We start from the raw sequence: 12,485 nt of genomic DNA, 5'->3' as shown, positions 1-12,485 counted from the left end.
GAGCTTCTCAAGGAGCATTCCCAAAGAGAATGCGCATCGATTTTACTGCAATGCAAAATGATAGCGCTATCCTAAGAGTGCAGCGCAACATTGATTGGGACAGGAGGGGTTTGAAAGTGGCCATTTTCCATAATCTTCGTTCGGGTATCGCACGTGCCGACAGCCGCCGCATTCTGCGTGCAGGCGCTTCCGCCGGCGTTCTCGCAATCTGCGCGCTGCCCTCGGCTGGCTGGGCCCAGGCAGGTGATGCCGCGACCGGCGACGATGGCGTCGCCGAAGAGCAGGCGATCATCGTCACCGGCATCCGCGCCTCGCTTGAGAGCGCGATCGACCGCAAGCGCGATGCCGAAGTCGTCGTCGACTCGATCACCGCGCAGGACATCGGCGCCCTTCCCGACCGTTCGGTCTCCGAAGCGCTCCAGCGCGTTCCGGGTGTGACCTTGCAGCGCACCAGCGACGCGCGCGACCCGGCTCGCCTCTCGGGCGAAGGCGGCGGCGTGTTCATCCGCGGCCTGTCCTTCGTGCGTTCCGAGCTCAATGGCCGCGACGTGTTCTCCGCAGCCAATGGCCGCTCGCTTTCGTTCGAGGACATCTCGGCCGACCTGCTCGCCGGCGTTGACGTCTACAAGAACCCCTCGGCCGACATGATCGAGGGCGGTATCGGCGGCACCATCGACCTGCGCACCCGCAAGCCGTTCGATGCCCCGGGCTTCGTCGCCGCGTTCTCGGGCGACATCAACTACGCCGACCTTCGCGAAGAAAGCTTCATGTCGGGCAGCGCTCTGATCAGCGACCGGTTCGACACGGGCCTGGGCGAGATCGGCGTTCTCCTCTCGTACTCGATCAGCAACATCGGTAACCGTACCGACTCGATCTCGACCGGCCGCTACGTGCCGACCGAAGTGACCGCGGACGACATCGCCAACGCTTCCAACCCGTCGGTCGCAGCGGGTGACACCGTCTATATCCCCAACTCGATGGGCTACCGCCGCATCGACTGGCAGCAGAAGCGCACCGCCTTCGACGGCTCGCTGCAGTGGCGCCCCTCCAGCACCCTCGAGTTCACCGCCGAGGCGCTGATCTCGAAGGCGACGCCCAACGACATCGAATACGCGATGGGCGACTGGGCGCAGCCGGAAACCTACAACGACAGCTACGTCTACGGCGCCGCCGGTGAACTGGTCTCGGGTACCGCGCAGAACCGCGAGCTCAACATGGACACCCGCGCCGGCAGCCAGACCAAGAAGACCCAGGACTACTCGTTCAAGGCCAAGTGGGAACCCGACGATCACTGGACCGTCACCACCGACCTGCAGTACGTGAAGTCGACCGCGCAGGTCTACTCGATGACCGCCTTCAACGGTGTCGATGCGCGCGGCACCTTCGACTTCGACTTCACCGGCGACACCCCGTACCTCTCGATCACCCCGACCGATCCTTCGGCCAGCTTCGCCGACAAGAGCGCGAACTGGTGGGCGGCCGCGATGGATCACATCGAGGACAACGAGGCCGACCAGTGGTCTTGGCGCGGTGACGTCGAATATGCCTTCGACGACGACAGCCTGCTCAAGTCGATCAAGCTGGGCGCCCGTTATACCGACCGTTCCGCAATCACCCGCCAGACCACTTACAACTGGGGTCTGCTCTCGGCGCAGTACTGGCAGCCGGGCAACGAGGTGCGTTTCGACGAGACCGGTTACCCGGGCGGTCCTCAGGTTTCCGATCTTCCCAACCAGACCACCTTCGTCAATTTCCCCAACTTCTTCCGCGGCGAGGCCGGTAATCCGACGTCGGGTCTGTGGTTCCCGTCGGCTAACCTGGTGCAGAACGGCACCGGCTATGCGTACGATTACCTGCAGGCAACGCTGTCGAACGGGTGGGGCTGGGCTCCGCTCAGCGACGACTACTCGCAGACCACTGCAGGTGGCGGCATCAACATCCAGGGTCAGAAGACCTACGCCGGTTATGCCGTTGCACGGTTTGGCGCCTGGGAAAGCCCGATCGGCCACTTCGACGGCAACATCGGTGTGCGCGTCGTGCGCACCGAGGCTTCGGCACGCGGTTCGGCGACCAATCTGGGCACGATCACCACCGTCTGCGCGGCTGGCACCTCCTGCCCCGAGCTCGACGCTGCGCTGGCTTTCGTCCAGGGTGACCTCGGCGCGACGCAGACCTCGGGCAGCAACAGCTACACCGACGTCCTGCCGAGCCTGAACCTGCGCTTCTTCGCGACGGACGATCTGCAGATCCGCTTCGCCGCATCGAAGGGCATCGCACGGCCCAGCTTCACGCAGCTCAACCCCTATACCAACCTGAACTTCTCGTTCGACAATAACGGTCAGCCCAACGGCACCGGCGTCGGCGGTGCCACCACGGCCTTCACCGGCACCGCGGGCAACCCCGACCTCAAGCCGACGCGCTCGAACAACTTCGACCTCAGCTTCGAATACTACTACGGTCGCTCGAACAGCGTTACGCTGGCCGCCTTCTACAAGGAGATCAGCGACTACATCTTCGCCGGTCTCGAGCAGCAGACCTACACCAGCGGTGGCGAGACGATCACCTTCGACGTGACCCGTCAGACCAATGGCTCGAAGGGCAAGATCAAGGGCATGGAACTGGCCTACACCCAGTTCTTCGACTTCCTGCCCGGTGCACTGAGCGGCCTCGGCTTCCAGGGCAACGTGACTTACGTCGACTCGAGCGGCGGCAAGAACACCGCAGTCAACGTGTTCGACCCCAACCAGACCGACAACGCCGGTCTCGAGCTCCCGCTCGAAGGCATGTCCAAGTGGTCGTACAACGTCGCAGCCATCTACGAGACCTCGGCTGTCTCGGCCCGTGCAGCCTACAACTGGCGTTCGAGCTACCTGCTGACGACCTCGGCAGCGAACATCAACTACCCGGTCTGGGCGGACTCCTACGGTCAGCTCGACGCCTCGATCCTGTTCAACGTGGGCGAGCACTTCAAGATCGGCGTGCAGGGCACCAACCTGCTCGACTCGCGCACCTACCTGCGCGTCGGCGATCCCGATCTCAAGCCGCGCTACAGCTGGACCGAGACCGACCGCCGCTTCGCGGTACTCGTGCGCACCCGCTTCTGATACCACCGGCTCCTCCCAAGGCCCCGACCCGCAGCTCCTCCTGAGGGCCGGGGCCGAACCGAGGTGCAGGAGAAGTGGCATGACCGGGCAAGAGACAGCCCCGACCCGTTTCGTCATCGCCGGCGGCGGCAGCGCAGGCTGGATAGCCGCCGCAGTGCTGTCCCGCGCCCTGCCCGCCAGTGCGGCGCAGATCACCCTCGTCGAATCCGAGGAGATCGGCATCATCGGGGTGGGCGAGGCCACCGTCCCGCTCATCGGCGACCTCAACCGCTTTCTCGGCATTCACGAGCCCGATTTCGTTGCGGCCACCAACGGCACCTTCAAGCTGGGCATCGAGTTCGTCGACTGGGGTGAGGTCGGCAATCGCCACTTCCACGGCTTCGGCGACTTCGGACCCGACATCGCCGGTCTTCCCGCCCACCAGTACTGGCTTCACCTTGCCCAACGCGGCGCGATGGATGCGATCGACAACTGGTCGATGCCCTATGCGCTCGCCTCGCGCGACCGTTTCGCACCGCACGAGGCGCTCTCGGGCGAGGCCGCCCAGTTCCGCCACGCCTTCCACTTCGACGCGAGCCTTTACGCCGCCTATCTGCGCCGCATTGCGCAAGGTCAGGGCGTCATGCGCATCGAGGGCCGCATCGAACATGTCGAGCGCGACGGCGAAACCGGCCTTATCAGCGCGCTCTCGCTCAATGGCGAGCGCCGCGTCGAGGGCGACATCTTCATCGACTGCACCGGCTTTGCCTCGCTCCTGCTCGCAGGGACCCGCGAAATCGGCTACGAGGACTGGAGCGCATGGCTCCCCTGCGACCGCGCCGCCGCCGTGCCGAGTGCGCGCGCGGGACGTTTCACCCCCTTCACCCGCTCGAGTGCGAAAAGCGCCGGCTGGCAGTGGCGCATCCCGTTGCAAAGCCGCACCGGCAACGGCCACGTCTACGCCAGCCGCTTCATCTCCGACGACGAGGCGGTGGCGCAGCTGCTCGAAGGTCTCGACGGCGAGCCGCTCGCAGAGCCGCGCCTGCTTCGCTTCACCCCCGGTCGCCGCGAGCGCTTCTGGGACGGCAACGTCGTTGCCATCGGCCTTGCCGCGGGCTTTCTCGAACCGCTCGAATCGACCGCGATCCAGCTTATCCAGACCGGCGTGAACCGCCTGCTCGAATTCCTCCCCGGCGCGCGGCCCGACCCGGCGCTGGCGGCCGAGTACAACCGCCAGACCGCGCTCGAGTACGAGCGCATCCGTGACTTCATCATCGCGCACTACTGCCGCTCACGCCGCGCCGAACCGCTCTGGCGCGAGGTCGCGACGATGGACCTGCCCGAGACGCTGATGGCCAAGCTCTCGGCGTGGGATGCAAGCGGGCGCGTGCCGCTCTCCGACCTCGAATCGCATCAGGAGCCGAGCTGGGTCTCGATCCTGCTCGGTCAGGGGATCATTCCGCGCGCGAGCAATCCACGCGCCGCGATCGTTCCCGAGGAGCGGCTGCGCGCAACGCTCGACCAGCGCCGCGACGTGCTCGCGCAGGCTGCCGCCAAGATGCCCGACCACGCCTATTTCATCGAGAAGACCTGCGCCGCGAAGGTCCCGGCATGAGCGCGCCGATCAGCCGCGTCGTCATCGCCGGGGGCGGCAGCGCAGGCTGGATGAGCGCAGCGGCCCTCGCCCGCACGCTGCAAGGTACCGGGATTGCCATCGAGCTCGTCGAATCCGACGCAATCGGCACCGTCGGCGTGGGCGAGGCGACGATCCCGCCGATCCGCATCTTCAACCAGATGCTCGGCATCGACGAGGCCGAGTTCGTCAAGGCGACGCAGGGCACCTTTAAGCTGGGCATCGAGTTCGTCGACTGGCGCCACAAGGGCGCGCGCTACCTGCACCCCTTCGGCCGCCATGGCGACGACTTCGGCCCAGTCGCGTTCCACCAGCACTGGCTCGCCCAGCGCGCAAGGGGCGACGAGACGCCGCTTGCCGAGTACTGCCTCGCCACCATGGCCGCGCGCCAGGGCCGCTTCGCGCCGCCGCCCGCCAATGCGACCAAGGGATCGGTCTGGTCGACCTTCAGCCACGCCTATCATTTCGATGCCGGACTCTACGCCGCGTTCCTGCGTCGGCGCGCAGAAGCCCAGGGTGTAGTGCGCCACGAAGGACGCATCGCCTCGGTCGAACGCGATGGCGAGAACGGCAACGTCGACGCGCTGGTGCTGGAGGACGGGCGCCGCCTCGAAGCGGACCTGTTCATCGACTGCACCGGGTTTGCCGCGCTGCTGATCGGCAAGGCACTCGACGTGCCTTACTGCGACTGGTCACGATGGCTGCCTTGCGACCGTGCGCTGGCGGTCCCCACCGCCCCTGCCGGACCGCCGCTTCCCTATACCCGTGCCAGCGCTCGGAACGCGGGCTGGCAATGGCGCATCCCGCTGCAGCATCGCCTTGGCAACGGCCTCGTCTTTGCGAGCAGCTTCATCGACGAAGAAAGCGCACGCGCCGAACTGCTCGCCAACCTCGAGGCCGAACCGGGCGCCGAGCCGCGGCTGATCCGCTTTACCACCGGACGGCGCGAACAGGCCTGGTCGCACAACGTGGTCTCGATCGGGCTCGCCTCGGGGTTCCTCGAACCGCTCGAATCGACCAGCCTGCACCTCATCCAGACCGGTATCGCCCGACTGCTGTCGCTGTTCCCGGGCCGCGACATGGACCCGGCCACGCGCGCGGAATACAACACGCTCGTCGCGCAGGAGTGGGACGGCGTGCGCGACTTCCTCGTGCTGCACTATGCCACCAATGCGCGCGACGACACGCCGTTCTGGCGCCACTGCCGCACGCTCCCCCTACCCGACAGCTTGCGCGCGCGCATCGAGCTGTTCCGTTCGAGCGGGCGAGTGATCGAGCGCGATTCGCCGGTTTTCAACCGCGACAGCTGGCTCTCGGTGCTGCTCGGACAGGGGATCGAGCCCCAAGGCCACGATCCGCTCGCCCACGCCATGCCCGCCGCCGAGCGCGCGAACGTGCTGCGCGCCATGCACAAGGTGATCGCGCAGACGGCTGGCGCCATGCCGACGCACGCGGACACGCTCGCACGCCATTTTAGCGCGAAAGGCTGATCTTCCACTATGGGGCTGGCCCCGGTCAGTCGAGGATGCGCTTCTTGAGGTGGTGCAGCCCGAAATACATCGCGGCCACCATGACCGGCGTCAGCACCGCCACCACCAGATGCGCGTGGAAGGCGGGGTGCAGCATTTCGACCCCTTCGAGCATCTTCGCGATCAGGCTGATGCCGTAATAGCTGAGCGCCACGACCGAGAGCCCCTCGACCAGTTGCTGCAGGCGCAGCTGGCGCGTGCTCGAGCGCTCCATCGAGGCCAGCAGGCGCCCGTTCTGGTTCTCGATGCGGGTCTCGACGCGGGTGCGCAGAAGCGAGACCAGCCGCTCGGTCCGCTGCGCGAGCTGCTCCTGCCGCCGCCGGTGGGCAGCACAGGTCCGCATCGCGGGCAGGAAGCGGCGCTGGGTGAAGTCGGCCAGCGAAGGGTGCCCGGGACAATTGCGGATGTGCAGTCCCTCGAGCCGGTCCTCGACGATCGTGGCATAGGCCTCAGTGGCGCTGAGGCGATAGTCGATCCGCGTGGCATGCGTGATCAGATCGGCAGAGAGACGCGTCACCTCGCTTAGCAAATCGTCGTCGCGCACCTCGGGTCGCGCGACCTGCGCGGTCAGCACGCTCAACTCGTCCTCGATGCGGTCGAGCACCTGCCAGCCATCCTGCGCCATCGGCAGGCCGAGCAAGGCGAGATTACGATAGTTGCCCAGCTCCTGCAGCCGCTGCACCGAGCGCGAGAGATCGCCGCCCGCCATGCCGTTCGCCGCGACGAGGATCTGCCCGTAGCCTTCGTCGCGAAAGCGGAAGTCGGACCAGACGCGTGCGGCTTCCTCGCCGCCCTGACACGAGATGTGACAGCTCACGAGGTCGAGCGGATCGTAGCCCATCGCCGGGATCAGACGCTGCGCCGCAGCCTCGTCGGGTACGATCAGCACCCGGATCGCGCGCAGGACCTTGCCCGGCAGTCCCTTGGCCCAGCCCAGCGCCTCGAGCGCAGCGGGGTCGGGCGCGAAGCGGCCTGCCTCGTCGACGAGCAGGCGGTCGAAGAACACCGTCGTCGTGCTCGCCTCGCTCTGGCGCTCCCAGCCGAAGACGATGCCCGGCCCCAGCGTCCCCTCGCGGTGACGCGGATTTTCGCTGCGTCCGCGCGTACCGCCCGCAGGCAGCGTAGCGACCGCGCGCAGCTCGGCCTCGCGCTCTCCGGGTTCGAGCACACGCACGAACTGCACGATCGTCGATGGGGCACAGACGTGCGGCCAGCGCCTCAGGTGCATTTCCCCGACGATGCGCCGGCGCAGGTCATGTTCGTTGAGCACTCTTGTCCCCCTTCACGGCATCGACCGCGAGTGTCGAAGATTAGCGCCGATCGTGCCAGCAGACCATGGCACAAGATGAAGCTCCGCAAGCCGCTCCACGAAATTTTACGGAGAGGCTCGCTAACCGTCCATGCACCATGCCCGCATAGCCTTTGGCGCGAACAAAGGCGCGGGGAAGGAAAGGCAGGAGATGAGCGGCCTCGAGACACTGCTTATCAAGGCCCGCGGCGCGGCGCGGCGCGGCGATGCCGAGGCCGCGCGCGAGATCTACCATGAAGTGCTGGAGCGCCACCCCGCAAATCGCCGCGCGCGTTCGGCTCTCGCTGCGCTCGACCGCCCTCGGGGCACGCCCGCACAGCTGCGCTTCGACGCACTGGTCGAGGCCTATCGCAGTGGGCGCATGGACGATGCCGCGCGCGAGGGCGCGATGCTCGCGCGCGAGTTTCCGGGCGTGCACGGTGTGCACAACCTGCTCGGTGCAGCCCTGCTCGCGCTCGGCGAGAACGCAGGAGCGGAAAAGGCCTTTCGTCAGGCCCTGCGCTGCGACCCGGGCGCTGCCGCGAGCGCCAACAACCTCGCCATTGCGCTGCGCCGCCAGCACCGCGATGACGAGGCCGAAGCGATCTACCGCGAGCTGATCGCGAGCGCCCCGCTCTATGCCGAGGCCCGCTACAACCTTGCCAACCTGCTCGAACAGACCGCGCGCGAGGGGGAGGCCGCCCAGTTCTACGGCGAGGCCATCGCGCTCGATCCCGACTATGTCGACGCTTACTATAACCTCGCCAATCTCCACGCCCGCACGGGCCGCAGCGCCGATGCGCTGGCCTGCTTCGAATGGGCGGTCAACCTCGCTCCCGACCATGGCGATGCGCACAACAACATGGGCGGCGAACTGCTGCGGCGCGGCGAGGCGCAGCCAGCGCTCGCGGCTTTCGAGCGTGCGCTCGCCTGCCCGGGCACGCCCGGCTCGCCGCTCGAGGGACAGGCGCTGGTGAACAAGGGCAAGGCGCTGGTCCTGCTCGGCGACCATGCGGGCGCGGCCAATGCCTTTCGCGCCGCGCTCACACGCGATCCCACCGATGGCTCGGCGCGGCTGCAGGCGCTCTTCGAGGAAGCGCACATGTGCGACTGGCACGCGCGCGCGGAATATGCGCTGACGCAAGGGCCCGAGGTCGCCGCGGTCCAGCCCTTCGCCTCGCTGCCCTTCCGCGACGATCCTGCGCACCAGTTCGAGCGTTCGAAAGCCTGTGCGCAGGTCCTCTTCGCCCATTGCCCGGCAGCGCCCGCACTACCCTCCCCACCACCGGCACGCGATGGGCGCATCCGCCTCGGCTACTTCTCCGCCGACTTCCACGACCACGCGACGATGTACCTGATGAGCGGCCTGTTCCGCTGCCACGACCGCGCCCGCTTCGAGGTGCGCCTCTACAGCTACGGCCCGGTGCGCGAGACCGATGCCAGGCGCATCGAGCTACTGCGTCATGTTGACGCCTTCACCGAGATCGGCGCGATGGCCGACGAGGAGGTCTGCAGCCTCGCCCACGCCAACGGGCTCGACATCGCGCTCGACCTCAAGGGCTATACCCGCGGCACCCGCACCCGGCTCTTCGGGCAGCGCCTTGCCCCCGTGCAGGTTGGCTACATGGGCTATCCCGGCACGCTCGGGCACCCTTGCATGGACTACTTCATCGCTGATGCGGTGAGCCTGCCGCCCGCGCTCGAGCCCTTCTTCTGCGAGAACATCGTGCGGCTTCCTCACTGCTATCAGGCCAATGACGATGCCCGCACCATCATCCCCGACAGCAAGGGTCGCGCTGCGCACGGCTTGCCCGAGGAAGGCTTCGTCTTCGCCAGCTTCAACCACAGCTACAAGATCTCGCCCCGCGAATGGGACATCTGGATGCGCCTGCTCGGTGCAGTCGAGGGATCGGTACTCTGGCTGCTGCGCTCGAACCCGTGGGCCGAGGCGAATCTCGCACGCGAGGCGCAGGCGCGCGGCATCGATCCGGCGCGACTGGTCTTCGCACCCACCCTGCCTCAGGCCGAGCACCTCGGGCGTCTCGCGCTCGCCGACCTGTTTCTCGATACCTTTGCCGTCAATGCCCATACGACCGCGAGCGATGCGCTCTGGGCCGGGCTGCCGGTGCTCACTCTCGCCGGGCAGCAGTTCGCCGCCCGCGTCGCCGCCAGTCTGGTGAGCTCTGCGGGCATCCCCGAATTGGTGGTCGAAAGCGAAGGGGATTACGAGGCGCTGGCACTCTCGCTCGTCCACCATCCGCAGGCCCTCGCCGCGCTGCGTGCGCGTCTCCATGCGGAACGGCACACCTGCCCGCTGTTCGACACGCAAACGTACACCGCAGATTTCGAAACAGCGCTGGAAACCATGCACCGCCGCCGGGTCGAGGGTCTGCCGCCGACAGGCTTTGACGTAACATGAAGGTTATTTCGAAGCCGAAAAGCCCCTCCCCCGCAGGGCAATCCCGCGAGGGAGGGAAAGGCGTCAGCCGCCCAGGGTGGGCGATTCTGCCTGCTGTGTAGACGTATTAGTCCGACCAGTTCAATCCTTGGGGATAACCCAGCGCACAGCGCTGTCCCAGGTGCCCGCACTGGCCTGCCCCGCAGCGTCGCTCGCCGGGTCGAAGCGGGCCCGGCGCATGGCGTACTTGCAGGTCGCCTGATCGAGCGCTGGGTAGCCGCTCGAACCGGTGATCGCGCAGTCGCTCGCACGGCCGCGCGCGTCGACCGAGAGGCGGAAACGCACCAGTCCCTCATGACCCTCGCGCAGTTCACGGCTGGGATAGTCCGAGGTCGTGATCCAGGACCCGACGTCGCCGCGCGGACGTGCCGCCACAGGTTCGAAGGCAGGGCTCGTGGGTTTGGGGGTGACCGTCGGCACGCTTGGCTGCGGCAGCTTGACGAGCGGCGTCGTGGGCAGATCGGGAAGAACGGGCGCAACCTGGAAGGTCACGGGCGGCGCGATGTCGAGCATGGTGTCGGGCGCGGTGATCGGCGGGGTTGTGCTCACCGTCTGCTCCGGCTCGACGATCGGGTCCTCGACGGGCTTTGGCGGCGGCGTTGTCGGGAAGAATTCGCTCGCGAGCGGCGTCCTGTTTTCGCGGACGAAATCGCGGACCGCGAACCCGCTCAATACCGCGAGCGCCAGGGCGACCTGCAGACCGGCAACCACCCCGCCGGTCATCAGACGGCTGCGCGCATCACTTCTCGCATCAACATACGACATGGCCTTGCTCTCCTCTATCGAGGCCCGTCGATTTGCAGCGCGTTCCTGAACCTGGAGCGATCTGCCCGGGGCCTTCTTGCGATGAGACAAGGTAACACAACCGGATCGGTTGGGAATAAAAATCTCGCGGGAGCAGTCACATCACCGCGAACAGCGGCCGGACCCGCCCGTTTCAGCCGCGCGTCGCGAGCTTTTTCTGGCGGCGGCGCTGGACCGAACTGCCAAGACCGATCGCCTCGCGATACTTCGCCACCGTGCGCCGGGCCAGCTCGAAACCCTTGGCCTTGAGCAGTTCGACGAGGGCATCGTCGGACAGGATCGCCTTGGGGTCCTCGGCATCGATCAGCTGCCGGATCGCGGCCTTGACCGCCTCGGCCGAAGCCCCGCCCTCGCCGTCAGCCGAGGCCACGCCCGAGCCGAAGAAGTACTTGAGCTCGAAGGTCCCGCGCGGGCAGTTGAGATACTTGTTCGAGGTCACGCGGCTGACGGTCGATTCGTGCATACCGATCGCCTCTGCCACGGTGCGCAGGGTCAGCGGCTTGAGATGCGCGACGCCGTGACGGAAGAAGCCCTCCTGATGGCGCACCAGTTCGCTCGCGACCTTGAGGATCGTCTTCTGGCGCTGGTCGAGCGCCTTGATCAGCCAGTTGGCATCGGCGAGCTTTTCCGAAAGCCAGCCGCGCGCACCCTTGTCTGCGCAAGAGCCGCGAAGCTCGACGTAGTACTCGCGGTTGACCACGAGGCGCGGCAGGCTGGCCTGATTGAGCCGCAGGTCCCAGCCACCCCCGGCGACGGGCACCAGCAGGATGTCGGGCGTGACCGCGCCGCCCGGCTCGCCGCCGAACCGTAGCCCCGGGCGCGGGTCGTAACTGCGCAGTTCGGCCAGCATCTCGGCGAAGTCCTCGTCGTCGACGTTGCACAGACGCTTGAGGCGCGAGACATCGCCGCGCGCGACGAGGTCGAGATTCTCGATCAGCCGCGCCATGCACGGATCGTAGCGATCTGCCTCGATTGCCTGGAGCGCAATGCATTCGGCGAGATCGCGCGCGCCAACGCCGGTGGGATCGAGTGACTGCACGACTTTCAGTGCTGCGCGCACCTGCGCGACCTCGATGCCAAGGTCGCTGGCCAGCTCCTCGTTGCCCGCAGCGAGGTACCCGGCATCGTCGAGCTGGCCGATGATGTAGCGCGCAACCGCCGCCGTGAGCGCATCGGGCGCGGCGGCGCCGACCTGTGCCTCGAGGTGTTCGGCAAGGCTCGGCCCCGCCCCCTCGCGCTCGTCGAGCCCCGGCCCCGTCTCGCTGCCCGAGCCGACCAGCGCCGAACCCCATTCGGCATCTGCCCCGCTCGCGTCCGGTCCATGGCGAGGCTCGCCCTGCCCGTCGCCGGTGTCGCGGTCAGCATCGATTCCGGCGGGATCGATGTCGAGCGGCTGGTCTTCGCCGCCGCGCCCCTCGCCGATCAGCCGGTCGGCATCGGAGCGCTCGGGCGTCGTACGGCGCAGGTCCACCTCCGGCTCACCGCCCTCGCCATCGCCCACAGCCCCGGCGCTGCCGAGATCGAGCAGCGGGTTCGCTTCCAGCGCATCGGAAATGAAGGTCTCGATCTCGAGATTGGACAGCGCCAGCAGCTTGATCGCCTGCTGCAGCTGCGGCGTCATGACCAGCGACTGGCTCTGACGCAGATCCAGTCGCGGCCCCAGCGCCATGGATCAGCAGGTCCGCAAGGA

Annotated in this window: 7 protein-coding genes; 4 read left to right on the top strand and 3 right to left on the bottom strand. The window is 67.2% G+C overall.

The annotated features are described in order from the left end of the window. Positions 1-116: 116 nt before the first annotated feature. From I5E68_RS18155 to I5E68_RS18145, 3 genes are all read left to right on the top strand, one after another. The gene (locus tag I5E68_RS18155; protein ID WP_323982212.1) at positions 117-3,104 is read left to right on the top strand and encodes a TonB-dependent receptor; all 2,988 of its coding nucleotides are present in this window, start codon (positions 117-119) and stop codon (positions 3,102-3,104) included. Between the two features lie 79 nt (positions 3,105-3,183). Next, complete coding sequence (locus I5E68_RS18150; RefSeq protein WP_197166815.1) at positions 3,184-4,698, top strand: tryptophan halogenase family protein; 1,515 nt, start codon at positions 3,184-3,186, stop codon at positions 4,696-4,698. Continuing rightward, positions 4,695-6,206: a tryptophan halogenase family protein gene (locus I5E68_RS18145; protein ID WP_197166813.1), complete on the top strand. Its 1,512-nt coding sequence runs from the start codon at positions 4,695-4,697 to the stop codon at positions 6,204-6,206. The genes I5E68_RS18150 and I5E68_RS18145 overlap by 4 nt, the downstream gene beginning before the upstream one ends. A 25-nt stretch (positions 6,207-6,231) precedes the next feature. Here the strand turns inward: I5E68_RS18145 and I5E68_RS18140 are convergent, their stop codons facing one another. Beyond that, positions 6,232-7,515 carry a DUF3422 domain-containing protein gene (locus I5E68_RS18140; RefSeq protein ID WP_197166811.1) on the bottom strand — a complete coding sequence of 428 codons (1,284 nt, stop codon included), beginning with the start codon at positions 7,513-7,515 and terminating at the stop codon, positions 6,232-6,234. A gap of 190 nt (positions 7,516-7,705) precedes the next feature. Between I5E68_RS18140 and I5E68_RS18135 the strand changes: the two genes are divergently transcribed. After that, positions 7,706-9,952 (top strand): O-linked N-acetylglucosamine transferase, SPINDLY family protein, encoded by a 2,247-nt coding sequence (locus I5E68_RS18135; RefSeq protein ID WP_197166809.1) that lies wholly within the window; start codon positions 7,706-7,708, stop codon positions 9,950-9,952. Positions 9,953-10,072: 120 nt separating this feature from the next. Here the strand turns inward: I5E68_RS18135 and I5E68_RS18130 are convergent, their stop codons facing one another. Continuing rightward, positions 10,073-10,756 (bottom strand): energy transducer TonB, encoded by a 684-nt coding sequence (locus tag I5E68_RS18130; protein WP_197166808.1) that lies wholly within the window; start codon positions 10,754-10,756, stop codon positions 10,073-10,075. 172 nt (positions 10,757-10,928) lie between these two features. Continuing rightward, positions 10,929-12,464 (bottom strand): RNA polymerase factor sigma-54, encoded by a 1,536-nt coding sequence (gene rpoN, locus I5E68_RS18125; protein ID WP_197166807.1) that lies wholly within the window; start codon positions 12,462-12,464, stop codon positions 10,929-10,931. Between the last annotated feature and the right edge of the window lie 21 nt (positions 12,465-12,485).

Source organism: Novosphingobium aureum (genome assembly GCF_015865035.1).
Taxonomy (GTDB): domain Bacteria; phylum Pseudomonadota; class Alphaproteobacteria; order Sphingomonadales; family Sphingomonadaceae; genus Novosphingobium; species Novosphingobium aureum.
This window is presented reverse-complemented; position numbering and strand designations above follow the sequence as displayed.

Excerpts from the sequence above, each read along its gene's own strand:
- rpoN (WP_197166807.1), bottom strand. The coding sequence starts at position 12,464 with ATGGCGCTGGGGCCGCGACTGGATCTGCGTCAGAGCCAGTCGCTGGTC.
- I5E68_RS18135 (WP_197166809.1), top strand. The coding sequence starts at position 7,706 with ATGAGCGGCCTCGAGACACTGCTTATCAAGGCCCGCGGCGCGGCGCGG.
- I5E68_RS18150 (WP_197166815.1), top strand. The coding sequence starts at position 3,184 with ATGACCGGGCAAGAGACAGCCCCGACCCGTTTCGTCATCGCCGGCGGC.
- I5E68_RS18145 (WP_197166813.1), top strand. The coding sequence starts at position 4,695 with ATGAGCGCGCCGATCAGCCGCGTCGTCATCGCCGGGGGCGGCAGCGCA.
- I5E68_RS18130 (WP_197166808.1), bottom strand. The coding sequence starts at position 10,756 with ATGTCGTATGTTGATGCGAGAAGTGATGCGCGCAGCCGTCTGATGACC.